23 protein-coding genes are annotated in these 25,786 nt (G+C 61.4%); 5 read left to right on the top strand and 18 right to left on the bottom strand.

Annotated elements, in window-relative coordinates; genetic code table 11:
- Nucleotides 1-64: 64 nt before the first annotated feature.
- On the bottom strand, nucleotides 65-1,054 hold the full coding sequence (locus ABEA02_RS16510) for a TRAP transporter substrate-binding protein (protein WP_345534200.1): 990 nt from the start codon (nucleotides 1,052-1,054) through the stop codon (nucleotides 65-67).
- Nucleotides 1,055-1,419: 365 nt separating this feature from the next.
- Here ABEA02_RS16510 and ABEA02_RS16505 point away from each other — a divergent pair, with 365 nt between their 5' ends.
- From ABEA02_RS16505 to ABEA02_RS16495, 3 genes are read left to right on the top strand one after another with little or no spacing between them, the layout of a single operon-like run.
- Nucleotides 1,420-3,912, top strand: coding sequence for an ABC transporter permease (locus ABEA02_RS16505; RefSeq protein ID WP_345534199.1), 2,493 nt, complete (start codon nucleotides 1,420-1,422; stop codon nucleotides 3,910-3,912).
- A 59-nt stretch (nucleotides 3,913-3,971) separates the two neighbouring features.
- A complete protein-coding gene (locus tag ABEA02_RS16500) occupies nucleotides 3,972-4,715 on the top strand; it encodes an EI24 domain-containing protein (RefSeq protein ID WP_345534198.1) in 744 nt (247 codons plus the stop codon).
- Between the two features lie 26 nt (nucleotides 4,716-4,741).
- Entirely contained in the window at nucleotides 4,742-5,518 is a 777-nt protein-coding gene (locus ABEA02_RS16495) for a competence/damage-inducible protein A (RefSeq protein ID WP_345534197.1), read from the top strand.
- An 89-nt stretch (nucleotides 5,519-5,607) separates the two neighbouring features.
- Here ABEA02_RS16495 and ABEA02_RS16490 read toward each other — a convergent pair whose 3' ends face one another.
- The 5 genes from ABEA02_RS16490 to ABEA02_RS16470 all read right to left on the bottom strand — a co-directional run bounded on the left by ABEA02_RS16490 (nucleotide 5,608) and on the right by ABEA02_RS16470 (nucleotide 9,171).
- Nucleotides 5,608-6,165, bottom strand: a complete 558-nt coding sequence (locus ABEA02_RS16490; RefSeq protein ID WP_345534196.1) for a phasin family protein — start codon at nucleotides 6,163-6,165, stop codon at nucleotides 5,608-5,610.
- Between the two features lie 270 nt (nucleotides 6,166-6,435).
- Nucleotides 6,436-7,041, bottom strand: a complete 606-nt coding sequence (lptA, locus tag ABEA02_RS16485; RefSeq protein WP_345534195.1) for a lipopolysaccharide transport periplasmic protein LptA — start codon at nucleotides 7,039-7,041, stop codon at nucleotides 6,436-6,438.
- Nucleotides 7,042-7,055: 14 nt separating this feature from the next.
- On the bottom strand, nucleotides 7,056-7,646 hold the full coding sequence (gene lptC, locus ABEA02_RS16480) for an LPS export ABC transporter periplasmic protein LptC (RefSeq protein WP_345534194.1): 591 nt from the start codon (nucleotides 7,644-7,646) through the stop codon (nucleotides 7,056-7,058).
- Between the two features lie 5 nt (nucleotides 7,647-7,651).
- Nucleotides 7,652-8,176, bottom strand: coding sequence for a KdsC family phosphatase (locus ABEA02_RS16475; RefSeq protein ID WP_345534193.1), 525 nt, complete (start codon nucleotides 8,174-8,176; stop codon nucleotides 7,652-7,654).
- Nucleotides 8,176-9,171, bottom strand: a complete 996-nt coding sequence (locus ABEA02_RS16470; protein ID WP_345534192.1) for a KpsF/GutQ family sugar-phosphate isomerase — start codon at nucleotides 9,169-9,171, stop codon at nucleotides 8,176-8,178. Before ABEA02_RS16470 ends, ABEA02_RS16475 begins: the two co-directional genes overlap by 1 nt.
- Before the next feature lie 224 nt (nucleotides 9,172-9,395).
- Here ABEA02_RS16470 and ABEA02_RS16465 point away from each other — a divergent pair, with 224 nt between their 5' ends.
- The gene (locus ABEA02_RS16465) at nucleotides 9,396-11,366 is read left to right on the top strand and encodes a monovalent cation:proton antiporter family protein (RefSeq protein WP_345534191.1); all 1,971 of its coding nucleotides are present in this window, start codon (nucleotides 9,396-9,398) and stop codon (nucleotides 11,364-11,366) included.
- A gap of 166 nt (nucleotides 11,367-11,532) precedes the next feature.
- On the opposite strand, the gene ABEA02_RS16460 is transcribed toward ABEA02_RS16465, so the two are convergent.
- Nucleotides 11,533-12,147 carry a prepilin-type N-terminal cleavage/methylation domain-containing protein gene (locus ABEA02_RS16460; RefSeq protein WP_345534190.1) on the bottom strand — a complete coding sequence of 205 codons (615 nt, stop codon included), beginning with the start codon at nucleotides 12,145-12,147 and terminating at the stop codon, nucleotides 11,533-11,535.
- Nucleotides 12,148-12,339: 192 nt separating this feature from the next.
- On the opposite strand from ABEA02_RS16460, the gene ABEA02_RS16455 reads away from it, so the two are divergent.
- The gene (locus tag ABEA02_RS16455; protein ID WP_345534189.1) at nucleotides 12,340-14,058 is read left to right on the top strand and encodes an ATP-binding protein; all 1,719 of its coding nucleotides are present in this window, start codon (nucleotides 12,340-12,342) and stop codon (nucleotides 14,056-14,058) included.
- Here the strand turns inward: ABEA02_RS16455 and ABEA02_RS16450 are convergent.
- The 11 genes from ABEA02_RS16450 to ABEA02_RS16400 all read right to left on the bottom strand — a co-directional run.
- Nucleotides 14,048-15,340: an adenylate/guanylate cyclase domain-containing protein gene (locus tag ABEA02_RS16450; protein WP_345534188.1), complete on the bottom strand. Its 1,293-nt coding sequence runs from the start codon at nucleotides 15,338-15,340 to the stop codon at nucleotides 14,048-14,050. The genes ABEA02_RS16455 and ABEA02_RS16450 overlap by 11 nt on opposite strands.
- Nucleotides 15,340-15,966, bottom strand: coding sequence for a prepilin-type N-terminal cleavage/methylation domain-containing protein (locus tag ABEA02_RS16445; RefSeq protein ID WP_345534187.1), 627 nt, complete (start codon nucleotides 15,964-15,966; stop codon nucleotides 15,340-15,342). The genes ABEA02_RS16450 and ABEA02_RS16445 overlap by 1 nt, the downstream gene beginning before the upstream one ends.
- Nucleotides 15,951-17,081 (bottom strand): hypothetical protein, encoded by a 1,131-nt coding sequence (locus ABEA02_RS16440; RefSeq protein ID WP_345534186.1) that lies wholly within the window; start codon nucleotides 17,079-17,081, stop codon nucleotides 15,951-15,953. The genes ABEA02_RS16445 and ABEA02_RS16440 overlap by 16 nt, the downstream gene beginning before the upstream one ends.
- A 41-nt stretch (nucleotides 17,082-17,122) precedes the next feature.
- A complete protein-coding gene (locus tag ABEA02_RS16435; protein WP_345534185.1) occupies nucleotides 17,123-17,509 on the bottom strand; it encodes a hypothetical protein in 387 nt (128 codons plus the stop codon).
- Entirely contained in the window at nucleotides 17,506-18,108 is a 603-nt protein-coding gene (locus ABEA02_RS16430) for a hypothetical protein (protein WP_345534184.1), read from the bottom strand. Before ABEA02_RS16430 ends, ABEA02_RS16435 begins: the two co-directional genes overlap by 4 nt.
- The gene (locus ABEA02_RS16425) at nucleotides 18,105-19,604 is read right to left on the bottom strand and encodes a hypothetical protein (protein WP_345534183.1); all 1,500 of its coding nucleotides are present in this window, start codon (nucleotides 19,602-19,604) and stop codon (nucleotides 18,105-18,107) included. The genes ABEA02_RS16430 and ABEA02_RS16425 overlap by 4 nt, the downstream gene beginning before the upstream one ends.
- A gap of 7 nt (nucleotides 19,605-19,611) precedes the next feature.
- A complete protein-coding gene (locus ABEA02_RS16420) occupies nucleotides 19,612-20,814 on the bottom strand; it encodes a type II secretion system F family protein (RefSeq protein ID WP_345534182.1) in 1,203 nt (400 codons plus the stop codon).
- Between the two features lie 10 nt (nucleotides 20,815-20,824).
- Nucleotides 20,825-22,540 (bottom strand): GspE/PulE family protein, encoded by a 1,716-nt coding sequence (locus tag ABEA02_RS16415; protein ID WP_345534181.1) that lies wholly within the window; start codon nucleotides 22,538-22,540, stop codon nucleotides 20,825-20,827.
- A 3-nt stretch (nucleotides 22,541-22,543) separates the two neighbouring features.
- The gene (locus ABEA02_RS16410) at nucleotides 22,544-23,731 is read right to left on the bottom strand and encodes a tetratricopeptide repeat protein (protein WP_345534180.1); all 1,188 of its coding nucleotides are present in this window, start codon (nucleotides 23,729-23,731) and stop codon (nucleotides 22,544-22,546) included.
- Complete coding sequence (locus ABEA02_RS16405) at nucleotides 23,728-25,485, bottom strand: secretin N-terminal domain-containing protein (RefSeq protein WP_345534864.1); 1,758 nt, start codon at nucleotides 25,483-25,485, stop codon at nucleotides 23,728-23,730. The genes ABEA02_RS16410 and ABEA02_RS16405 overlap by 4 nt, the downstream gene beginning before the upstream one ends.
- Nucleotides 25,486-25,548: 63 nt before the next feature.
- Nucleotides 25,549-25,786 (bottom strand): hypothetical protein (locus tag ABEA02_RS16400; RefSeq protein ID WP_345534179.1); only part of this gene is annotated, 238 nt, incomplete at its 5' end.

Below are 25,786 nucleotides of genomic sequence, written 5' to 3'. Positions count from 1 at the left end.
GGGTTATGCGTTGGTCAGATGAAAAGCGCCCGCCGTGGTGGCGGGCGTTGCAGCACGAGTTGGCTTACTTGCTGTTCTTTTCCACCATGCCCATGAACTTCGTGAAGTTGTCCGGGCCGACCTTGGCCTTGACCTTTTCCCATGCCGGGCCCATGGCAGCTTTCCAGACACCCAGGTCCGGACGGCTCACGACGATGCCTTTGGTGGTTTCGAGATCCTTGAGTTGCGTGCTCTCGTCATCGCGTACCGTCTTGCGGGCGTACTTGGCGGCGATGGCGGATTCCTCGGCGACGATCTTCTGCTGAGCGGGCGTGAGTTTCGCCCAGCTGTTCTTGTTCACCACGTGCACCATGGAGCTGTAGGTGTAGTTGAGGATGGTCATGTACTTCTGTGTCTCGTAGAGCTTGAGCGCGTAGATCGTGCCGACCGGGTTCTCCTGTCCATCGACCACACCTTGTTTCATGGCCATCACCAGTTCGGGGAAGGCGATGGTGACAGCATTACCACCAGCGGCCTCGACGAAGGCCTGGTAGGCGAAGGCCGGTGGGGTGCGGATTTTCATGCCCTTCATGTCGGCGGGCACCATTACCGACTTCTTGGAATTGGTGAGTTGGCGGAAGCCCCATTCCCAGTCTGAGAGATGCACGAGGCCTTTCTTCGCCAGTTCGGGCTCGGCCCAGGTCTTGAAGTCGCCGTCGATGATCTTGTCGGCCATCGCGTAATCCTTGAAAGCGAAGGGCGTGCTGATCACGTCATAGAAGGGGAAGTGCTTGGCGAGTTGGTCCTGGCCCGAGAGGCTCATGTCGACCGCCCCCAGCATCACCTGCTCGAGCACTTCGGGCGGGCTGCCCAGTGCGTTGTTGCCGAATACGTTGATCTTCACCTCACCATTGGTGCGCTTCTCCACGTTGGCCTTGAACTGCAGTGCGGCGACGGCATTGGGCGTGCCGTCGGCGGCGAAGTGGCCGAGCTTGAGTTCAACGGCAGCGAACACCTGTGAGGAGAGGAACAGGGCCGACAGCAGCAGGGAGGATTTCAACAGCGTGCGATTCATGAGACTTCCTTTCCGGGACAAGCGATCAAGGGGGTCATGCGGATCAAGCGGCCAAGGCTGAAGCGGTGAGCCGGCGGCGTTGCCGGGCGTCGGAGCGCAAGGATAGGGGCTCGCGGTGCCCCGTCCTACTCAGGGTTTCCCCGCTGGACTAGCCACGCGGGGTATGCCTTCTTCATGGCGCTGCGAGGCTGCCACGCCCTGCTTGCAGCTTGCTGACGGCAGCACGGACAATCCGCCTGACGGCCTTGCCGGCGCGCGGCTGGAGAGCGTCGAACCTTTGCCGTTCCCCTCCTGTCGAAGTGCCGGGTGTGCGCTGTGCGTGCGTCCCCTCTGCCTTGTTACCTGCTCCCGGATTGAAGCTGCACATGTTCCATCTGCGTCTTGCCCTGACCATGCTGTCGCGCGACCTGCGTGCCGGCGAACTGACCATGCTGGGTGTTGCTCTGTTGATTGCCGTCGCGAGTCTGACAAGCGTCGGTTTCTTCGCCGATCGCGTGCAGGGCCAGTTGTCGCGTGACGCGACGCAGCTGATGGGCGGTGACCTTCTGGTGTCGGGTGACGCGCCATTGCCTCCGGAATTCGAGGCCGAGGCCAGGCGTCTGGGTTTGCGTGTGGCGAACACGACGAACTTCTCCAGCATGGTGAGTACCGACGACATGGCGCAGTTGTCGGCGGTGAAGTCGGTCGAGGCGGGTTACCCATTGCGCGGCAGCCTGAGGATTGCGCAAACCATGGGTGAGGCGGGGGTCGAGGCGGGACGCATCCCGGAACCGGGCGAGGCCTTCGTCGAAGAGCGTCTGCTGTCGGCCCTGCAGCGCAAGGTGGGCGAGACGCTGCAGCTGGGCAACAGTAGCTTCCGCATCGGAGGGCTCATTACTTTCGAGTCTGATCGCGGCACCAATTTCTTCAGCTTCATTCCGCGCATCATGATCAACGCGGCCGATCTGCAGGCGACAGGCTTGGTGCAGGAGGGGAGCCGCATTCGCTATCGCCTCACGGTTGCGGGTGAGCGTGCCCCGATTGCCGCCTTCGCAGCCTGGCTCAAGCCGCAGATCAAGGCCGGCCAGCAGCTGGAGAGCATCGACAACGCGCGGCCCGAGATCCGCGGCAACCTCGATCGCATCCAGCGTTTCCTGCAGCTCGCGGCGATGCTGTCAGTGGTGCTGGCGGGCGTGGCTATCGGCCTGTCGGCGCGGCGGTATCTGCAACGCCATCTGAATGGTTGTGCGGCGATGCGCTGCTTCGGTGCGACGCGTTCGCAATTGCTGGGGCTTTTCCTCGGTGAGTTCGCCCTGTTTGGGTTGTTGATGGCGGCCGTCGGTTGCGCGTTGGGCTATGCGCTGCAAGAGGGTATTGCCGCGCTTGCTGGCGGATTCTTCAAGACCAGCCTGCCCGCGCCAGGCTTGCTGCCGGTGTTGCATGGTTTGATCGTCGGTGTGGTGCTGATGGTCGGCTTCGTCGCCCCGCAGTTGCTGCACATGACGCGAGTGCCGCCGGTGCATGTGCTGCGGCGTGACTGGGGTGGCTTGCAAGGCAGCGTGGTCGGTGCCTGGGTGGCTGGTGCGCTGGCACTGCTGGGCTTGTTCCTGTGGGTGGCGGGTGACATCAAGCTCGGCGCCTGGTCGGCGCTGGGCTTTGCGGTGGCGTGTGGTGTATTCGCACTCGTTGCGCGGCTGGTACTGGGGGCTCTTGCGAGCTTGCGTCATCGCGGCACGGCCAGCTGGGGACTGCGTTACGGGTTGGCTGCAATGCATCGTCGCCTCGGTGCGAGCATGGTGCAGACGGTGGCGTTGGGGCTGGGCTTGATGGCGATGCTATTGCTGGGAATCGTTACTGGCGATCTCATGAGTGGCTGGCAGAAGGGCCTGCGCGACGATGCGCCGAATCACTTCGTACTCAACCTGCAGTCCGACCAGAAGACGGCGTTCCAACAGTTCTTTCGCGAACGTAATTTGCCGGCCGTGGAGTTGCTGCCCATGGTGCGCGGCCGCCTTGTCGAGCTGCGCGGGAAGGCCGTGCGCCCCGACGATTACGAACAGGATCGCGCGCGCAATCTGGCCGATCGTGAATTCAACCTGTCTTACGGTAGCGCGATGCAGGAGGGCAACCGCATCGTCGCTGGGCGCTGGCATGGCGAGGCCAAGGCGCCGGAGTTCTCGATGGAAGAGGGCGTGGGCAAGACCCTTGGTGTGAAGCTTGGCGACGAGGTTGTGTTCGAGATTGGCGGACAGCGCGTCAAAGGGCGTGTGACAAGCATCCGCAAGCTGGACTGGGACTCGATGCGCGTGAACTTCTTCTTCAGCGCCGCGCCGGGCCTGCTTGAAGACAAGCCGACTTCGTGGATCACGAGCTTCCGATTGCCGCCTGGCCATAGTGCCGACCTCAATGCGCTGGTGGCCGCCTTTCCCAATATTTCGGTCATCGACGTCGGTGCCGTACTTGCGCAGGTGAAGGATCTTTCCGGCAAGCTGATCGCCGTTGTGCAGTTCGTCTTCGGCTTTGCGCTGCTCGCCGGTGCCGTGGTCCTGTTCGCTGCGCTGCGCGCCACGCACGATGAACGCATGCACGAGATTTCCGTGCTGCGGACCTTGGGCGCCCGCAATCGCCAGCTGCGTTCGGCGATGTTGTGGGAGTTCATCGTGCTGGGCGGACTGTCAGCTTTGCTCGCGAGCGTCGGAGCGCTGGCAACTGGCTACGTGCTGGCAACCAGGGTATTCGACATCATCTACACCCCCGACTGGCTGGCACTGCTGGGCTACCTGCTCGCTGCAGTGATTGCAGTCGTGGCCTGTGGCTGGCTGGGCGTGCGCAGCCTGCTGCAGCGGACGGTGGTGGATAGCCTGCGCGCGACGGCATGATGGACGCCGGTGGGATGCGTTAGGCTTGTGATCCTGGACCCTGACGACCATTGACCCACATGGATAGTATTTTTGTCGCACTCGCCCGTGCCGCGCGCAGTCTGACGCGCGGCCACATTCTCTGGCATTTGTTGTGGCCGACCCTGCTGGCCTTTGCAATCTGGATCGCTGTCGGCATAGCGCTGTGGAGTGAGAGTGCTGCCTTGCTGCTCGATTACGTGCAGGCCTGGCCGGCGGTAGGTAAGTGGTTTGCCGATGGTTCGGCTCTTGCCCTGGCGCTTGGCGCGGCGGCGCATCTGCTGCTGGTGCTGTTGTTCCTGCCGTTGTCCCTGATCACGGCGACCGTGCTGATCTCGGTGTTCGCCGTGCCCTTGATGCTTGATCGTGTGGCGGCGAGCGATTACCCGGATCTCGCGCGTCGTAACGGTGGCAGCCAGATCGGCAGCATCACGAACGCCATCCTCTCGCTGGTGATCTTCATCGTGCTGGCCTTGCTGAGCTTGCCGCTATGGCTGATCCCCGGCATGGGGTTGGTGCTATCGGTCGCTTTGGGAGCCTGGCTCAATCAGCGTTGTTATCGTTACGACGCGTTGATGCAGCATGCTGACGTGCGTGAGCTGAGCGAGTTACCGCGTCGTCATCGCGGCAAACTTTGGTTGCTAGGCATCGGGGCAGGTGTGCTGGTGTATGTTCCCTTCCTGAATTTCTTTGTGCCCGCCATCACCGGGCTGGCTTTCGTGCACTACCTGCTGCAGGCATTACGCGAAGCGCGCAAGACCGAACACATCATTGACGTGAATTGAGCGTCTGAGAGGAAAAGGGGCCAAGCATGGGCATCGGCGTACTGATCATCGGTGACGAAATCCTTTCCGGACGTCGCAGCGACAAACACCTGGTCAAAGCCATCGAGCTGCTGTCAGCGCGTGGCATGGCCTTGGACTGGGCGCGCTACTGCGGTGACGACAGGGCACGTCTGGTCGAGACGCTGCAGCAGAGTTTCGCAACAGGTGACCTGGTGTTCTCGTTTGGTGGCATCGGGGCGACGCCTGACGATCACACGCGTCAGGCTGCAGCTGCGGCGTTGGGGCTGGAGATCGCCTTGCATCCGGAGGCGGCAGCGCTGATTCGCGCGGCCATCCTCGAGCGCCGTGGCGTCGAGGCTAACGCCATGCAGCTGGCCATGGGCGAGTTCCCGCTGGGCAGTACCATCATTCCGAATCCTTTCAATCAGATTCCGGGCTTCGCGATCCGCGAGCATTGGTTCCTGCCAGGTTTTCCGCAGATGTCCTGGCCGATGATGGAGTGGGTGCTCGATACGCATTACGCGCACCTGCATCACGCGCGTTCGTGGGCTGAATCGTCGATCGCCGTGCTCGACACCAATGAGAGCTCGTTGATCGAGTTGATGCGTGATCTGGAGTCGCGCTTTGGCGTGACGGTTTTCAGCCTGCCCAACCTGGGGGGCGAGGGCGTACCACGTCACATCGATCTGGGTGCCAAAGGGGAACCTGAGGCTGTCGAGGCGGCGATGGCTGCCATGAGGGCTGCGTTGTCGACGCGCGGCGCGCCATGGTGTGAGTTGCACGCCCTGCCGAGTGCTGACTGATCAGATGGTGTCTCGCTGCTTGCCGTTGAAATGAAAAGGCCGCCAGCTTTCGCTGGCGGCCTTTTGCCAAGGAGGCTGGAGTCAGGGACTCAGGCGGCCTTCTTGCTCTTGGGAGCGCTGGCGCCGACTGCCTTGACGGTTGCATCGGTCGCGGCAGCCACGTTGGCTTCGGCGATTTCTGCAACTTGCTTGGCAGCCTTGCTCATGCTGTCGTAAGCCGAGTTAGCGGCAGCGATAGCCGACTTGACGGCAGCCACGGCCACGTCGGAACCCGCGGGAGCCGACTTCGCAGCCTTGTCCAGCGCCGAAGCGATGGCCTTGTTCAGTTCGCTGGCTTGATCTTCAACGATCTTCGACAGCTGACCTTGGGCTTCCGTGGAGATCTCGTAAACGCTGCGCGCGTAGGCAACGGCCTTCTCAACGCTGGGGCGAGCCAGGGTGGCTTGCAGGTTGGCGAATTCCTGAACGTCCTTCACTGCCAGGATTGCCTTGGTGTTGGCGACGCCGTCTTCCAGCGCTGCACGCGCGGTGTTCAGGTTCAGGGCAGCCAGACGTTCGACGCTGACGAAAGCCGTATTGGCGACAGTCAGCAGGGCTTCGACGGCTGCTTTGTTGGCTGCTGCGAATTGTTCGGGGGTAGCAAACATGTTTAATCTCCTCAAATGCGTGGTTGATGACGCTACGGCAACGGACGGATACGGCGTTGGCGCTACCGGAGAGACTTTGTTGCGCCGCACAATTCAAATTCTAGACAAGAAAATTTTGCTGTCAAGAACTTTTTGTGCGGCGCACACAAAACGACAAAATCGTTAAAACCCGTTCTGCATCAGGCGGATGCGGGGTGGATGCTGCGCTGCAACTATGTCACGGAGATGACGGACAGGCAAGCCCGTTGCGGGCCTGCGGGTTGCGTTGCGTCAAGGCTTGGAGGATTGCTGGCGACGCTCGCAGGCTACATTGATCGGTGCGGCTGCCGGAACGGACGCGGCGCCATCGCCGCGTCCAGGCACAATGATTTCGATCTGCTGGTTGGAACCGTCCTTGCTCTTGGAGGCCTGGTAGGTTTCGCTGTAACCGTTGTATTCAATGTAGTCGGCACAGGCTTCGTCACCGCGGCCCATCTTCACCCAGGCGCGACGGATCAGTTTGGCGATCTCGGTCTTTGTGTCGTATTCGACGCGCTCACCTTCGGCGTAGATCATTTCGTCCTTACCCTCGCGTTTCTGCTGGATACGCACGACGCCGGTCTTGCTGGTGGCAACAGCCCGTTCGAAACCGTCAGTGCCCTGCGTAATGACGGCCTTGTCAGCAAGGATCAGCATGGTGCCCTGGCTGATACGTACGTTGCCCTCCAGCGTCAGTACTTTGGCGCTGTCGTCAGAGAGCTTGTAGTCGGCGAGGATGCGCAGAGGCTTGGTGCGGTCGGCTCGTTCAGCGTGGCTGAATCCGACGTGCAGGGTGAGCCCGGCGGCGAGGACGGCGAGGCTCAATTGGCGGAGGGCAGGACGCAGGTTCAGGCGCATTGTTATTTGAAGTCCTATCGGGATTTTTCGCTGTCTTTTGGACGCTCGATGGTAGCGTCGAGTTGCCAGACCTTGAGAAGTCCGGTGATGTTATTCCATTCGGCCCCGACACCATTCATCTGCATGCGCCCTTGGGTAACGGCAAGCGGCGCTGAGGTGTACGCGAATTCTTCGCGCGGCAGGACGTTGAGAATTTCTGTCTGCAAGATGGTGGCGGGTTTGCCGGCGCGGCTGCCGTCGCGCTCACCGCGAACCTTGCCCTTGATCTCGACGAGCTCGCCGCGTTTGGTGACGTGGGCGGTTTCGCCGCTCAGCACGCTGGTGCGGCTGGAGTTTTCGCCCACGAAACTGAGCACCGGTTTCTGGATGTCCGCCGAGTCATCGACGGGGAAGTGTTCCATGTGCGTCCCTTCGAGGCTGGCGCCGAGATCGCCCGTGGTCTTGTAACGACTGATGCGGAAGTTCTCGACGATGGCATCGGGCGCCGTGCGAGCCTTGCTTGCGCCAGCCACGCCTTGCAGGCTGACCGTGCGCTCCAGCCACCAGGTTGCCAGTGCGAGCATGGCGGCTACGATCAGGGGAAAGGCGGGGGCGAGGCGGCGCACGGTATTCAGCTTTCGAGGTAACGGGAGTGCATGGCGTCCAGCTTGCCTTGTGCTGCGAGGATGAAGTCGCACAGTTCGCGCACAGCGCCCTTGCCGCCGCCGAAGCGCGAGACGAAGTCGACATGCTCACGCACGAAGGCATGGCCATCGGCCACCGTGGCAGAGAAGCCGCAGTCCTTGAGGATGGGCAGGTCGACCACGTCGTCACCCATGTAACCAGACTCGTCAGCCGGGATTCCCAGCTTGGCACGCAGCTCTCGCATCACGCTGCGCTTGTCTTCAACGCCCTGGAAGAGGTGGGCGATGCCGAGGTTGGCCGCACGCAGTTCGACCATGCGGGATCGGCGGCCGGTGATGATGGCGACCTCGATGCCGCCGTCGCGCAGCATCTTGAGGCCGTGTCCGTCAAGGCTGGAGAAGGCCTTCATCTCATCGCCGTTGGGTGTAAAGAACAGGGTGCCGTCGGTGAGTACGCCGTCCACGTCAAAGGCCATCAGGCGCAGGTGTGCCACTTTTTGTCGGGCTGGCATCAGATGACCTTGGCTTTCATCAGGTCTTGCGTATTGAGGGCGCCAACCAGGATGCCGTCGCTATCGGTAACCAGCAGGCGTGTGATCGAGAGTTGTTCCATCAGGCTGGCAGCTTCAGCCGCCAGGGCTTCGGGGCCGATGCAGCGCGGGCTGTGATTCATCACGTCCGCAATGCTCAGACCACTGATGTTGCCCGTGCGTTCCAGCAAGCGGCGCAGGTCGCCATCGGTGAAGACACCCAGCAGCTTGCAATGATCGTCGCACACGGCTGTCATGCCCATGCCTTTGCGCGAGATCTCCAGCAGGGCATCGGCAAAGCTGGCGTCGGGCGACACCATGGGAACGGTTTCACCTTTGCGCATCACGTCGCGCACATGGGTCAGCAGGCGGCGGCCCAGTGCGCCACCGGGGTGGGAGCGGGCGAAGTCTTCCGGGCCGAAACCGCGCGCATCGAGCAGGGCGACCGCCAGTGCGTCACCCATGGCGAGCGCCGCCGTGGTGCTGGCGGTGGGGGCGAGGTTGAGCGGGCAGGCTTCTTCGGCCACGCCCACGTTGAGGTGCACGTCGGCGAGCTGGGCCAGCGGTGATTCGTCGCGGCCCGTCATGGCGATCAGGCGGGCTCCCATGCGCTTGACGAAGGGCGCGATGGTCAGCAGCTCTTCGGCGTTGCCGGAGTTGGAGAGGGCAATTACGACGTCATCGGGCTGAATCATGCCCAGATCGCCGTGCGCGGCCTCGGCCGGGTGCACAAAGTAGGCGGGCGTGCCGGTGCTTGCCAGGGTGGCGGCGATCTTGCGCGCGATGTGGCCGGACTTGCCGACGCCACTGACGATTACGCGCCCCGGGCTCTTGAGGATCAGCTGCAGGGCAGCGAGGAAGCGCTCGTCAATGCGATCACGCAACGCCGTGACAGCGGCGGCCTCAATGGCGAGGACGTTGCGAGCGCGTTCGAGCAACAGGGATACGTCGGGTCGTTTGGTCGGGGTCAAATCCATCACCGCTTCTGACGTGGCATGCGTCGTGTGTCGGCCTGCTGTGGGACTGCGGGCCGCATCGGTTAAACTGCGCGGAGACCGGCGCGGGAGCTCGCTGCCGAGATGTCCGGTCAGGCGGCGACAGATACTGGAAAGCTTGTACAAAACGGGTAGCGCCGGTTGCCGCACTGCCACAACAGTATACCAAACACCCTAAGCAGCCTCCGGGGGGGCGTACCGACACCATGCACCACGCGCTGGAATTGATCCTGCTGATGCTGGCTGCAGCCGTCGGCATGGTGGCCCTGTTCCGCTGGTTCCACCTGCCTTCGGTGCTGGGCTACCTGACCATGGGTGCCGTGCTGGGTCCCCATGCTGCCGGATTGGTGCCTGACACGGCGCAGGCGCACTACCTCGCCGAGTTCGGTGTGGTGTTCCTCATGTTCACCATCGGCCTCGAGTTTTCGCTGGGCCGTTTGTTCGCGATGAAGCGCCTGGTGTTCGGATTAGGCAGCATCCAGGTCGGGGGAACCATCGTGCTGGGTACGCTGGCCGGCCTGCTGTGCGGACTGGGTTTCCTCGCCAGCTTTGCGTTGGCTTCAGCGCTCACCATGTCTTCGACGGCAGTCTTGTCGAAACTGCTGGTTGACCGCTTGCAGCTGGATACACCGCATGGTCGTGAAGTGCTGGGGGTGCTGCTGTTCCAGGACGTGGCCGTGGTGCCCTTGTTGATCCTCATCCCTGCATTCAGCCGGCCAGCGGCCGAACTGCCGACCGTACTGGCGCTCGCCTTCGTCAAGGCCGCTGTGGTGCTGTTCGTACTGCTCTACGTTGGTCACCGCCTCATGCGTCCGTGGTTCCACTGGGTGGCGCAACGCAAGTCGTCAGAGCTTTTCATGCTCAACATCCTGTTCGTGACCCTGGGTCTGGCCTGGGTGACGGAGAAGGCTGGCCTGTCGATGGCGCTGGGGGCCTTCCTGGCGGGAATGCTGATTTCGGAAACCGAGTTCCGCTACCAGGTGGAAGAGGACATCAAGCCTTTCCGTGATGTGTTGCTGGGCTTTTTCATGGTCACGGTGGGGATGTTCCTTGATGTGGGCGTCATCCTTGAGAATGTGCTGCTGGTGGTCGCCGTGCTGGCGGGCATCCTGCTGCTCAAATTCGGCGTGCTGCTGTGCGCATCGCGCTTGTTGAAGTCCAGCACAGGGACGGCCATGCGCACGGCCATGTGGCTGTGCGGCGGCGGCGAATTCGGCTTCGTATTGCTCACGCTGGCCAGCGACATGGATCTGGGCAGTGCGCGCGCGCTGCAGGTGACGGTCGCGGCTTTGGTGTTATCGATGCTGCTGACGCCCCTGATCGTGCAGTTCAGTGACCGCATCGTGCTGCGTTTCGTCGCATCCGAATGGTTGCTGCGCTCGATGGAGCTGACGCGTGTGGCAGCACAGTCGATCGCGACCGAGAAGCACGTGATCATCTGTGGCTATGGCCGCAGTGGGCAGTACCTGGCACGCTTCCTTGATCAGGAGGGACTGAGCTACGTCGCGCTGGACCTTGACCCGGACCGGGTGCGCAGTGCTGCAGCGGCTGGCGAGACGGTCGTCTTCGGTGACAGCTCGCGGCGCGAGACCCTGATGGCTGCAGGCCTTATGCGCGCCAGCGCCGTGGTGGTGTCGTTCAACGATGTGCAGGCAACCTTGCGTGTGCTGCACAACGTCCAGGCCGTGCGGCCCGAGGTGCCTGTCGTCGCGCGTGCGGCCGATGAGAATGACCTCGAACGCCTGATGGATGCCGGTGCAGTCGAGGTCGTACCCGAGATGCTGGAGACCTCAATCATGCTCGCCAGCCACGTGCTGGCCTTGGCGGGCATGCCGCTGTCGCGCGTCATCCGCAGCGTGCGCGACATCCGCAACCAGCGCTATTCGGTGATGCGCGGCTTCTTCCACGGTGCGTCCGACGCAGCCGACCGGCCCGATGCGATGCAGGAACGCCTGCACTCCATCAGCCTGCAACCGGGCGCCTGGGCTATCGGCCACAGCATTGCTGACCTTCACCTTGACGAACTGCATGTCAGCGTGACGGCCATCCGCCGGCGTGGCATGCGTGATCTCAATCCGGGTGGAGAGACGCAGCTTGAAGCTGGCGATGTGCTGGTGCTGCTGGGGGTGTCCGCCGATCTTTCGGTGGCGGAGTTGAAGCTGTTGAAGGGCGGCTGAGCGGACGCAGTGCCGACGGCCGTGCTCGTCGGGGGGAACTCAGCTCGTTCCGGGTAGCAATACAGCACATTGCAGGCGGGTAGCTTGAGCGAATCCTCTCCAGATTAGAGGCCCAAAACAAAACAGCCTCCATCAGGAGGCTGTCTTCATCCGGGTTGTCTATCGCTCAGAGTTGCTTGCACACGGAATAAAGTGTGGAGCCGTCATCAACGTACTTGGTTGCTGCATCCGGTGCAGCAGCCGCGGGCATGGATTGATCATCTGCACGGAACACCCCTTTTGCTGGGCTGCCGTCATCGGTTTGCGTATCCAGAGCTTCTGCCATTTTTGCGTTCAGTCCAGTCATGCAGATCGTTGTACCACCAATTCCATAACCACCAGCCATGACAACAATTTGCCCACCGGCCGCATTCAAAGGTGGGCCTGCTACAGGGTCCCCAGCAATGAAGCCGGCCTTGCGCAGGTGTGCCCAGAAAAGTTGTGTTTCAACGCCATTGAGTGCGCCACTGCCATCTCCGTCACCACCGGCCGCTCCGGTCTTTCCAAGCGTCGCAATATCTGTCCACCGCGAACCCTTAGGGTCATCACCCGGCAGCGTCTTGAAGCGATCCTGGTAGGCATAGACGGCTGCCGTGATGCCATTCAGATCGTTCGCCAGGTTCTTGATCTTGGCTTGAGTGATGAGCTCCTGCCCCTTGAGCACCCCGCCCAGCAGCAAGCCGATGATGACCAGAACGATGGCGATTTCAACCAGCGTGAAACCCGATTGTTGAGCTTTCATTTTTTATTTGACTCTGTTTATGGTGAGTGCGACGAAATCAGCAACTATGATGCCAGCACTCAAGCGGGCGAAACACCCGCAATTCAGGCCTTGGGGAACGCCAGTCCGTTCAGATTCTGACAGGGTGTGCGATTTGTCACAGTTGAAGGTGTCACCAAATGCGCAGTGACGATACGGCATGAAGGGCAATGCATGTTGTTGAAGGAGCGACTTGCCGCGTGGCACATGCGCCCCTGGCTGCTGGCAGCGAGTTTGCTGCTATTGCACCTGGGCTTGTTGCAGGGAGTGATGACCCCGCTTGGGCGGGTGTTGATGCTGTGCCACCTTGGCTCTGTGCTGATGTGGCAACCGCTGGTGCGGCAGGACAGCCGGGTTGGGCTACAGGTGCTGGCGATAGGTCTGCTGGTAATTGGTGTGCTGGGTTTCTGGATGTCGCCGGGGCTGGCCTTGCTGTGGATGCTGGTGCTGTCTGGCGTGCTGGGCGCCGAACTCTTCCGGGAGGCGAAAGGCCCGACGCGATTGTCGTTCTGGGTTGCCGAGGCTTACCTGATCGTGGCGCTTATTGGCTTGGTTTTGCCTGCCATGTTGCCGCAGCCGGAACTGCGCGATGAATTTCTGGCCCGCGTGGTGAGTTGGGGGGCGCCGTTGCTCTTTCCGATGATTCCCTGGCTGGCGCGGCGTGATGTGTCGGGGCAGGGGCGTGAACAGCGAGCGTTGGATTTCCTCGGTGGCGTGGTGATCGTGCTGGTGCTATCCGGCGTCTTGTTGGGGGCATTGGCCCTGATGTTCATCTCCGGCCTCAGCTATCTGGTGGCTTTGCTGCAGTCGCTGGCGCTGATGGCCGTCGGTCTGATGCTATTGGGCTGGGTATGGAGTCCCGCGCAAGGTGCGGGGCTCAGCCTGGCCGTAGCGCGGCATGCCTTGTCGGGCGAGGCGAGTTTTGCGCAGTGGCTGGATCAGTTGGCGCGTCTGTCTGCTAGTGACGAGGCTCCTGAAATGCTGGTCGAAAAGGCGGTGCGAAGCATGCTCGACCAGCCGGAGGTTCTGGGAGTGGACTGGCGTATCCGTCGCGGCGCGCAGGATCAGGCCGGTTTTGCCGGTACAGTCGCGCAGCGACGCAGCGTGCTGACTTATGGCGCACTGGAGCTGGGGTTGCACTCGCGCTACGAGCTCGCGGCGATGCAGCTTTGGCAACTGGATCTGATGGTGCGCCTGTTGGCCGAGTTCCATGCGGCGAGGGAGCAGGCTCGTCACCTGCAGTCGATCTCCTATCTGCGCGCGGTGCACGAGACCGGGGCGCGCATGACGCACGAGATCAAGAACCTGCTGCAGTCCATCGATACGCTGTGCTTTGCGATGACCGATGCGGAGCGAACTGGGCGCAGCGAGGCCGTGCAGGGTTTGCTGAGCCGGCAGTTGCCTGTCATCAGTCAGCGCCTGCATACTGCACTCGACAACATTCGGCAGCCCGCGCCGTCTGATGTCAGGCAAGGGAAGGCCGTGGACTGGTGGGAAGCTCTGCAGGCGAGACATCCGGAAGACGGCGTGCGTTTTGTGCTGGATGGCGACATCTCGCAGATCGAGTTGCCGGTGCTGTTGTTCGACACCGTGGCTGACAACCTGATGCGCAATGCTTTCGAGAAGGCCGGTGCAGCGGGAGACGTCGTCGTTCGTCTCAAGCAAGACAACGGACGCTGCCGTCTGAGCGTGCAGGATGGTGGCGCACCGGTTGAGGCGGCGCGCGCCGAAGTGTTGTTCCTGCGGCCATTGCCATCGGACCGTGGCTTGGGTATAGGCCTCTATCAGGCGGCACGACTGGCCGATTCGCTGGGCTACCGACTGCGTCTGGTAAGCAACATGGCAGGTGCGGTCTGCTTTGACCTCGCGCCGCAGGCTGCGGTTACGCAGTAAAGCGTCGCCCTTTGAGGCGCCAGACTTCCACCACACCCTTGCCCTTGAGGGGTAACTGGAAGGGACCTTCGAAGTCGAAGTTGTCGCGCAGCAGCTCGAAGCTGGCACGATCGCACTGCACGCCGTCGGGAATGCTTTCGTCCGTGATGCGGCTGGCGAGATTGACCGTGTCGCCCCACAGGTCGTAGATGAACTTCTTCTTGCCGACGACGCCGGCCACGACGGGGCCGGTACCGATGCCGATGCGCACGTGCAGCGGCTCGCTACGCCCGGCCTGATCAAGGCGCAGCCAGGCGAGCATGTCGAGCGCCAGCTCGGCGACGGCCACGCAGGCATGTTCTTGTTCGTTATTGAGCCCGCCGGCCACCATGTAGGCGTCGCCAATGGTCTTGATCTTCTCGAGACCGCGCTTCTCGGCCAGCTCGTCGAAATTGCTGAACACACGGTTGAGCATCGCGAACACTTTTTCCGGCGTCATGCCGGCGGCGATACCCGTGAAGTTGACGATATCGGCGAACATCACCGAGACCTCCGCGAAGCCGTCAGCGATGGTGGCGTCGGAGGTCTTCAGCCGTTCAGCAATCGGCGCAGGCAGGATGTTGAGCAGCAGGCGCTCGTTGCGCAGCTGCTCCACGGCCAGCCGTGCGTGGGCGTCTTCCAGACCGATGCGGGCGCGCTCTCGATCAAGCAGGGCAAAGCGCAGCAGCAGGTAGATGAGGGTGGATAGTGTGATGAAGTTCAGCGCGAAGAACACCATCGAGGTTCGCCGCGAGATGGCCGTGTTGATTGCGGGTGCAAAGTCAGCGAGCAGGTAGTCGGCTACGCCAGTGGCAGTCGTGAGGACGAGGTAGGCCGCAAACCAGGGCAAAGATTCGCGCACACCCATGCACAACAAGGCACAGACCGGGGCCAGCAGACCCCACAGAATCAGGCCCGAGGCCGACACGAAATCGCCGATGGCCCATTGTGCAACGAAGGGGAAGAACAACATCAAGCCGATCTGCGAGATGCGGAACAGCTCGAAGTTGCGGAACTGGACGTAGATCCACAGGTTGAGCGCAACCAGCACCTGCAGCGAGAAGGGCAGGGTCGAGGAGAACTTGGGGCCCATCCAGCTGTAGATCAACAGCCACAGTACGGACGCCAGGCTGATGAGGCCGCTGATGAAGACCAATAGTGACTTCTGCTGGCGCAGGCTTTCGCTGTCGCCAGGCTCGATGCCGGCGCGGCGCAGGCGGGCTACAAAGGAGTTGTCAGCAGTCGCGGATGGGATAGCCGCCATCAGTTCACCGAAAGGGTCTGTCCAGCCTGCAGGATACGGCCAAACAGCACGTACTTTGAACCCCAGGTGACGATGTCATCGACCGTGGCAGTTGTTGAGCCGGCAACTACTTCGGTATTTGTACTGCTTTTTCCTGCCGAACCATCAATACCGTCGATTCCATTTGACCAGATTGCAAAAGCAATCGTGTCCGCATTCGGAGTACCTGTCGCGCTGGTGTTATCGACAATCGTGACCCCGCTCGCTCCTTGTGTGAGTTTGAACAGGACGCCCTCAACTAGCTCTTTCGAGACGACATAGTGCAGCGCTTGATTCCAAGCATCATCTCCGCGACTTAGACCAAGATTTTTCCAGGGCACCTTTCCACGAACGGTGTCACTACAGCCGTCATTCTTGAGTCCGTCGCCATCCGTATCGGGGCAGGGGAGACCTTTGTGGACCTCGGCATAGGCAAACAAAGCCTCGCGCGCGTCGTTAAGCACTGCCCGGGTTTCCGTCAGGACTTTTTGCTCTTGCTGGATGCGTAGCACACTGACCACGCCACCGGCCAGCAGGGCGAGGATCAGCAGGACTACAGCCAGTTCGATGAGGCTGAAGCCGCGTTGCGTGTTCAGTAGTTTGTGCATGAGAGGCTGTCGCTCGCAATGCTGACAGATAGCTGGCATCTGCGCCCCTTGCCGGGGGGGGCAAATCGGTTCGCGTCGATGGACAGCCTGGCGCTGCTTGTCCCCGTAGGCGCATAGTCGATGTAGGCGTACCAATCGTTGAGACATAGCCAATCAGCGGGCGAGTTGTATGGCGTTGTGCCTTTTTCTTTTATGCACCCTGCCGGGCCTCCAAACTTTGTAGAGCTACTGGCGTAGCTGTAAAAAAGTAGCATGGATATGTCCAATTCCGTGGGGGCTACCGAGCGATCAATGATGGTGCTGGACTGTTGCCCGGTTGGGGAACTGACGCTTTTCGCAAGATCGTACGCGTTGTACGCAGGAAACTTTGAGAAGTAGTAAGGAAGCCCTTTGCCTTCGGGAAAATTGTCTATATCGACGCTTCTCATGAAGGCTGACAACACGGGTGACAGCACGACGCGGAAGACGTCGTCGCGCGTGATCTCGACGACACGGTCATTGAATGTGTTCGTGGCTGCATCGTATGGTTGCAGGGCAGCATCCCAATCGCTGTTACTGCCTTCGAAGTAGGCTGCATTGTTGCTGCCCGCGCATGCACTGGAGAGTGTGATGGCACCGCGGTCCTGGGCTGCGAGAGACTTGCCGGCGGAAAGTATTGCCGCTGCCAATGTGTTGCCGTAGATGGTTGTGACAGTGGGCTGAATGTCAGGGTTCAGGCGTGGTTTGGCAGGCGTAGTGCGTTCTGAAGCTTTTAGAACGTTCTGCCAGGCATTGGATAGGGTGTAGAAAAGAGGGGCGCCGGACTCATCAGTGCCGCGCTCGAGTCCAAGCGTTCTCCACGGAAGGCAGCCGGTCAGCCGATTGCCTGTACTGGTGTTGGTGCAATTCGCGGCGCCGGCGAATCCATCACCATTGCCGTCCGGACACGGCAGCGCCCCTGGCTGTTTGACATTGGCCGCGGCATAGCCGATGACAGCTAGCCGAGCTTCGCTTGCGAGACGCCGCGCTGCCAGTTCATCCGTATGCGCATTGCGGTCATAGCGGAAGACGCTGCCATACAGAATGCCACCGAAGGTCAGACCGGTGGCAAGCAGCGCTAGCGCGGCCACGATCAAGATGTAGCCACTCTGCGCATTGCGGGAGCCATGCCTGCGCATTACTGTGCGGGTTCCGCTGGCGCGATGCGCAGGCTTTCACCGACCTTCAACCGCGCACCTTTGCGGTCGCCCGTGATGATGCGCGCCGAGCGCTCGTCGTTGCTGGTGATGGGGGCGTCATCGCCGTATGCCTGGCCATTGATCCAGATGGTCTGGCGACCGTTCGAGCGACGTACGATGCCATCCAGACGCAGATTTTCGGGCTGTTCAGCGCTAGGGGTGATGCGGGCGTTGTTGCGACGAAGCTCGTCGAGCAGAGCGCGCTTTTCGGGGGTGAGGAACAGGCGTCCGAGGTCTTCGCGCCATGGTTTGTCCGCCGCCATTGCGGCAGGCAGGCCAGTAAGTAGCAGCAGGCCCAGCAGGCATTGTGAGACAAAGGCTCTCACGGCTTGTCTCCTGATTTTGCGGGTGGCAGCAGGGTCAGCCAGTCGAGGGTGCATTCTGCGCGCAGATTGGTTTGCGGGCTAGCCTTGTCGGTGACGGGGGTCAGGCTGCACTGGCGTGGCACGACCAGGGCACTGGTCGGGGTGCGCAGGGCGGCCATGAGGTCGAAGAGATCTCCCTCGTGTAGCAGGCTGGCATGCAGTTGCATCTGGCTGGCAGCCAGGGTGAAGCGCTCTCCGCTGTCATCGGCTTTTGAAAGTGGCCGGCGCGGTTCAAGTTCGAACTCCAGGGCTGGCAGACGCAGACGAGTGCGGATGTTGCGCATTTCGTCTGCCCAGTCGAGCCGGCGTTCCGTACCGATGATGCCGCTGGCTCCGAGACGCTCGAAGCGATTGATGGTTTGGCGGATCAGTTGCTCTTCGTTGACCGTTTGCTGGTAGCGGTTGCGGCTGGCTTCCAAGGCTTGTTTGGCTTGGCGCAACTCGTTGAATGCTCTGTCGCGCACCCCATGCGCCCACCATAGCGCGGCGGCCCCTACCAGCAACATGACGGTTGCCAGCGAGAGCGAGACGACAAGTGCTTTGCGACTGGCGGGGGTCATGAGCGCTCCTTCCAGTCCAGTTGCAGGCGGAACTGCGGGCGTTTGGCGCTGAGGTTGGCATCGCTGCGCAGCAGTTTGTCGGAGCCTGTATCGAAGGGTTGCTGAACGAGCACGACGTTCGCGCCCGTGCTCTGTTCGACAGCCGCCACGAAGGTCTGGATGCGTTCCAGCGTCGCTCGCGGATTATTGCCGCTGGTCTGGTCAAGCGAAGCGATGAGCAACAGGTTTTGCGCGCCGGGTTTGTCGGGAACGGATTGCCAGTCGAGCTGTTCCAGTGTGATGTCTGTGAAGCCGCTGAGGGCTTTGCTGACGCCGGTCAGGGCTTCGCGCGGATCGGTGATGCCGTTGCGGATGCGCTCCATACCCTCCACCGCCGTGCGTAGTGCATCGACCGAGGATGGAATGCGCGGCAGGGTTCCCAGCAGGTTGGTGTAGCGCTGATCGAAGCTGGCCGCTTCGGCACGCAGGCTAGCTGCCGCCGTACGGTCCTCTCCGGAGTCGACCAGCCAGTGGGCACTCATGACCAGTGCCGCAGCGAGGGCTGCTGCGCAACCGCCCAGCGCGGCGAAACGGATCTGCCATTGGCGGTAGAAGTGGCGATCTTCTGCGCTGGCTAGTTGAGCGCCGCCGCTGCGTTCACGCACCGCCAGTTGCATGACGAGCGACTGGCTGTCCGACTCGGCGTAAGTGTCGCTGAAGCCAAGCTGGCGGGCTGCGGTGTCGATGGGGGCGAGGCGGAATTGCAGTTTGTCGTCGGCTTGTCGTGCGCGGCTGACGTCGGAGAGCAAGGCAGAGCCGTCCGCTGCATTGGCAACGAGGATGACGGGTAGTGCTGTGCCGCGAGGAATCCAGCGCTGGGCATTGAGGTATTGCCAGGTCTTCTGCGCTTCGCGCAGGCAGTCGAGCCCCCAGCTTGCAAAGGGACCCTCAGGGGCGGGAGCCAGGCGCGAGAAGCGCAGGCGGCCGTCTTCGAAGTGCAGCTGGCGGATGCCGTTTCCGGTGAGCAGCAGGATCAGGCCGCGTGGTATGCCCGGTGCCAGTTTGCGGATCAGGTCGCCGGCCAGCAGGGGCACGGTGTAGAGGGCACTCAGGCGCGCTTCGTGTCGGTGCAGGGCCGCCAGCCAAGGTTCTAGCAGGGCGGGCCGCGTGATTGCCATCAACAGCAAGCGCTCGTCGCGTCGGCCGCTGCGTTCCCGCCCCAGCGAAATGGCCGTGGCGTAGGGTGAGCCGAAGAACTGTTGGGTCAGACGACGTTGTATCAAGGCGCGCCGGTCGGATCCCATCGTGTGGGGGATGCTTTCGAGATGAAAGCCCTCGTCCGCCACGTCCACCAGCATGCTGTGCAGTGCCGTCGGTACCTGCGCCAGCCACTCGCTGAAGGCGAGGACGCCTGCTTCGCCCTGTGCGAACAGCTGCGCGCGTTGCAAGGTGCTGCCGCTGACACGATGGGTCTCAAGGCCGGCGTGGGTGAGGAGGTGGAGGAAGCGTAGGCGCATGAGCGGTTCAAGTCTTCATCTTGGTGATGATGTCGTAGATCGGCCCGAGTATTGAGGTGGCAACCCACAGCATCAAGCCGCCCAGCACAATGGTGAGCAGCGGCTCCAGCAAGGTCTGCAAACGTTCGACGGATTCTTTCACATCGCGTTCATAAAAATAGCTGACGCCTTTGAGTGCGTGATCGAGCGAGCCTGTGTGTTCGCCTACCCTCAGCATGCGGATGACCAGCGGCGGAAACAGCCGTGCAGAGGAGAATGCAGCAGTCACATTCTGCCCTTCCGCAATGGACTGCTCGACGCGCTGCAGGGCGTCGCGCATTTCGAGGTTACCGACGATGTCCTGTGCGGTGCGCACGGTGTCTATGATGGCGATGCCTGAGGCATACATCATGGAGAACAGGTTGGCGAAGCGTGACAGGATGATCTTGCGGTAGACAGTGCCGACGATGGGCGTGGCGAGTTTCAGGCGGTCCCAGCGCAGTGCCGCACGCGGGCTCATGCGGACCCACGCGACGCCACCGATGATCAACACTGCCAGCCCGAGCAGGATGGCGGGCCAGTAGCTGACAACGAAATTCGAGACCCCCACCAGAATCCGGGTTTGTAGCGGCAGGGTCTGGCCCGAGTTCTGGAACAGCCGCGTGAGCTGGGGCACGACGAACATCATTGCCGTGACGACCGCAGCCAGCGTCACGAACAAGACGAGGGAGGGGTAGATGACAAGCTTGCCGATGAAGGAGCGCAACTCGTCCTCGCGCTTGAGCGATTCGGTGAGTTCGCGTAGTACGTCTGGCAGGTTGCCGCTGGCTTCACCTGCGCGCACAAGTGCACAGAAGACGGGGTTGAAGATGCGTCCTTGTTCGGTCAGTGCCTGTGAAAGGCTCTGTCCGCCTTCGATGCTCTCCACCACCGAAGCGATGACCTGGCGAAAGGTCTGGTTCTCGGTGGAGTCGCGCAGGTCGGACAGCGCATCGATCAGTGGTACGCCGGAGCGGGTGAGCTGTTCCATATGAAAGCAGAACTGGATCAGCTCGCGCGTCGGGATGCGTGCCCGGCCAATGCCGGAGAAATGCGTGGCGGGTTCGCCGGTGATGAGATCGAGCCCGAGACGCTTGAGGCGCATCTCGAGGTCGACGATGTTGAGCGCTTCCGATTCGCCGCGCTGGATGCGGCCGGTGCTGTCCATCGCGCGGTAGGAGAAGATCGCCATGCTCAGAATCTCACAGCTCGGCGCTGAACATCCGTTCGGTCAGGTCGACCACCCGGGCCAGCTCGTCGAGCGTGGTGGTGCCATCCAGCACGCGTCGTACGCCATCTTCGGCCAGCGTACGGAAGCCCTTGGCGCGCGCTGCGTTGCGCAGTTCGCGCATGGTGGCGCGCCGTGCGATCAGCTCGTCGATGTCGGCATCCATGCGCATCAACTCCATGATGGTGGTGCGCCCCTTGTAGCCCTGGTAGTCGCACAGCTCGCAACCTACGGCGTCATGCAGTACGGCGGCAGCGCGTTCTGCAGGCAGGTTGAGCAGGCGCAGTTCATAAGGCGCGGGTGGCCGGGGTTGGCGGCAGTGAGGGCAGAGCTTGCGCACCAGACGCTGCGCGACCACGCCAATGATGTTGCCGGCCATGATGTCGGGCAGGATGCCGATGTCGAGCAGGCGCGGTATGGCGCCGATGGCCGAATTGGTATGAAGCGTCGTGTAGACCTGGTGACCGGTCATGGCGGCGCGGAAGGCCATCTCGGCGGTCTCTGCATCGCGCACTTCGCCAACCAGGATGACGTCCGGATCCTGTCGCATCATGGAGCGGATGCCGTTGGCGAAGTCGAGCTTGGCCGATTCGGAAACCGACGTCTGGCGGATCATCGCCATGGGGTACTCGACCGGATCTTCGAGGGTCATGATGTTGATTCCCTCGGTGTTGATGTGATTCAGGATTGAGTAGAGCGTGGTGGTCTTGCCGCTGCCGGTCGGGCCCGTGAACAGCAGGATGCCCTCGGGGCGCGCAATCATCAGCTTGAGGATGTCGAGCTGCGGGTCGGTCAGCCCTAGCGCCGCAAGCGGGACAATGCCTTTCTGGCGATCCAGCACGCGCAATACGATGTTTTCACCATGCAGGGTGGGCTGGGCCGAGACCCGGAAATCAACCGGGCGACCACGTACATTCAGCGAAATACGGCCGTCCTGCGGGGCGCGGCTCTCGGCGATGTTCAGGCTGGCGATCACCTTGAGGCGTACGGCCATCGCTGGCCAGTAGGACTTGTGCAAAACACGAATCTGCCGCAGCAAGCCATCGATGCGGTAGCGCACGCGCAAGAAGCTCGCTTCTGGCTCGAAGTGAATGTCCGAGGCCTCACGCTTGACTGCATCCGACAGCAGCGCATCGACCAGACGCACGACGGGCTGGCTGTACTCATTCGACGAAGCAGCTAGCGAGCGGTAATCGATTTCGCCCGTTTCGATTTCGGTGAGGATGCCGTCGATCGACAGCTCGAAGCCGTAGTGCTGGTCGATGGCGTGCGCGATTTCGCTCTCGCTGGCCAGCCAGACTTCGATCTCCGAGTCTTCAGGCAGCAGAGTGCGCAGTCGGTCAATGGCTACGATGTCATCGACGTCCACCATGGCGACAACCAGGCGTCGCGCGTCAGGGTCCCACAGCAGGGGCATCAGGTGATGGCGCTTGGCGACATCCTCGGGCACGAGTGCCAAGGCTTCGATCGCGACGATGGCGTGGGTGAGGTCAACCCCCTGTTTGCCTAGCGAGGCCGAGAGCGCGTCGCGCAGTGTGACTTCACTGACAAAACCCAGCTGAACCAGCAGTTTGCCTAGGGGCTCGTTGCTGCGCGATTGTTCATGCAGGGCGATGCGCAGCTGGTCTTCACTGAGGATTCCCTGATTGATGAGCTGCTGACCCAAAGGCAGCCGGAAATTAGTGTTCATGGTTTACCGGCGTGCGCTCAGGGCCTCGACACGTGCTCTCGCCGTGGCTGGATCAAATCCGGCCGGGCGCTTGCTGTTTGCTTGCAGCGCACGTTCGTAGAACTGGCGGGCCAAGGCTGGTTGCCGAACCTGTTCCAGACTGACAGCCAGGTTGAAAAGGATGTCCGGGTTGTTGCTGTCCAGTGTGTACGCCTGGAACAGCGCCTGTTGTGCTTCAGCCCAGCGCCCTTGGCGGGAGAACAGATTCCCGAGCGCGAAGTGCCCCGCGGCGTTGGTGGGCTGACTGGCAATCAGGCTGCGCAACTTGGCTTCCGCTCCGGCCGCATCGCCCTCTGCATAGAGCAGGGCGAGCTGAGCATTGGCGACGCCGTCAGCAGGGTCGGCGCGCAAGGCTGCGCGGAAATAGCGTTCAGCTTGGTCGGGCTGGTTGTCGTGTGCGGCGATCAGTCCCAAACCATTGAGGGCGTCGACGTTTTGGGCGTTCTGACGTAACGCTTCCTGATACAACTGGCGCGCCGCGCGCAGATCGCCGGCTGCCAACGCGTCGTAGGCTTGCTGGGTTGCCGATGGCGCTGCGGAGTTCGCCGCACCTGTACCGGGGCGAATCCTGAGCGCAGGCTCTTCCGGTGCCTGAAGTTGCGTCGCTACCGGTGCCCGAGCGCGGCGTGGTGGCTGGGCCGCTGTTGTTGCAGCGCTGCTGCGCTGTGTAGCCCCGGAAGGAAATGGTTCGACATCAGGTGCTGAGTGGGTCGCCAGAGCGGCAGGCTCCATGGTGTGGGGCGTCGCCGCGGATAACGGCTGAGTGGGCGCCAGGCTGCCATTGCGGGGAAGTAAGTTGCTGCGAGGTTGCATCGCCCACCACACATACAAGCCCCCCGCCAGTAGCGCGAGAACACACAATCCGAGCAGGTAATAGGGCAGACGGCTCGCCTCATGTTGCTTTACTTCAAACAGCTCGCGCGTTGCTGTAGGTGAGGTGCGGGGGGCTTCTGGTGCTGGCTTGCTGCGACGTGCGGTCTGTGCGGGCGGCGGGCTGTCGGTACTTGCCTGTGCAACGGCGGGTGCTACGGTTGGGGACGACGCTATTGGTGCAAGTGAAAGACCGTCATCCGCTGCTAGAGGGGGGCTTCCTTCTTCTGCACGCTGGCGAGCCGCTTCGGCTTGTTTGAGTGCGTCGATGAGCAGGCTCATCGCGTTCCCTCGCGGCGTAGAGGATTCTTGGCGTCGAAGAAATCAGTTCTGGGCAGCTCATCCACAGTGAAAGACTGGCCGCTATCGGGGATGACGGTTGGACGGATGAAAATCACCAACTCGGTTTTTTTCTTCGTGTCGTTCTTGTTCTCGAACAGTCCGCCGACGACAGGAAGCTGAGCGATGCCAGGAACAGTGTCATTGGAGTTGTTCAGCAAGTCCTCCATCAAGCCGCCCATGATGGCAATGTTGCCGCTGTTAACACGGAGGATTGATTCAAGTTCACGCGACCGGACAACCGGAATGCGGTTGACGATGCCCTCTTTCTTCAATTCCGGGTTGGGGTCTGTTGCGCCTTCGCCGACGGTACGTGTGATGGTGGGGCGAATATTCAGCAGCACAGTGTCGTTCTCGCTTACCTGCGGCGTTACCGTCATCACCAGGCCGATAGGAACCGTGTGTACCTTGCTGGTGAAGGTGGTGTTTGTCTGTGTCTGGTTTTGCTGGACGTTCGTTTCGAGCGTGAAATAGACGAGGTTGTCGACAACCTTCAACACGGCTGACTGGTTGTTGAGAACATTCACTTTCGGACTGGAGAGCACTCGCACATTGCCGAAAGACTCCAGGAACTTGAGTGATGAGGTGAAGTTCCCTCTGCTGGAGTTGTACCCCACCTCCATCAGGTTTGCCGGGGGAGTAGAAAGTGTCCCTCCCACTTGCTGGATGATGCGTAATCCGGTATCGAAGACATCCAGCACCTTCCAGTCAATGCCTTTCTGATAGTTCTGCGAGAGCTCGACCTCAACGATGCTGGCTTCGATCAGGACCTGCCGGCGCGCACTGGAAAGTACCTGGGTCAGGAACTCCTGCACCTTTTCATGCTGGCGGGACGTTGCCCGAATGGAGATCACACCAGTCTCCGGATTGGCAATGATCGCGGCTGCCTCCCGGAATGTGACGGTCTTTTCGTTGGTTGTAGTGCGGCGCTCCAGATCCGTACTGCGTGCAAGGACATTGTCGGGCTTTGCCGCGTTGACGCTGGAGCCTGTCATCGTTCCCTGGGTCGCGCTCTCAATCGTGCGTTCGACCGCACCCTCTGGAAATATCTTGTCCGTTTCGCGCAGAAGATCCTTCAAGTTCTGCACTAACGTTTCCCAGAACCTGTTTTTCGCAGTGTTAGTGATCAGCGTTGAAGAACCATTGCCTGCACCGGCGCTCTGATTTTGCTGTGCGCTACTTCCTGTAGCGCCTGCTGTTGCAATCTGGTTGGTGACTGACACGGACCCGGTTGTATCCCGAGACATGTTCACGTAGTCGATACGGTAGGTGCGCAGGAACGGCGAGTCCGGCATCACCGCCAGATTGTTGCCATCGAGTTCAAAGCGCATATCTACTTGCTTTGCGATTCGAGCTAGCAATTGTGGAAGGGTCTGATCCAGAGCGTTGAGCGTGACAGTTCCACTCAAGCCGGGGTGGATATCCACGTTGATCTTTGCGTCGCGAGCCAAAGCGAACAGGAGTTCCTGCACTTTGACGTTACTGACAACGACGGAATACGTCTCTTGTTTGACCGCGGGGCGCGGCGGGGGCAGCGCAAAGCCTTGCTTCACAGGCGCGGGAATGCCTTCGGCAGACGGTGTCGATTGACCAGCGGGGGAGTTGATGTGCCTGTTTGGATCAATCGGTACGGCGTTCGGCACAGCGCATCCGCCAAGCGCCAGCAGAAGCAGCAAGAATCCAGGGCGAAACAGCATCACGCGTAGACTTCCCTGAAGAATGAATAGGTTGCCGTGATAGTAACGCAAAAGCGATTTGCTTCATGGCGGGTACGACGAGGGCTTGCCCTTATGTGCTTGAGCCTCTGTGCTGGTGATTTGCCGCCCACTAAATATGTGAAGTGATGTCTCGAAGTTTTTGCGGAGCAGGTGTTGACCGCTTCGAATATCTTGCCCATAATCTCGCCTCTCTGCTGCTTCGGCGGCCGAGGAGTGGTGAAGGGAAGTTGCTTGGTTGTTTTTGCGCAGTTCGCTGCGCAGCAAGTCGAAAAATAAATTT

Origin of the sequence: Viridibacterium curvum (assembly GCF_039544165.1) — a bacterium.
Taxonomy (GTDB): domain Bacteria; phylum Pseudomonadota; class Gammaproteobacteria; order Burkholderiales; family Rhodocyclaceae; genus Viridibacterium; species Viridibacterium curvum.
Note: the sequence above shows the minus strand (reverse complement) of the source record. Positions and strands in the feature narration are given on the sequence as shown.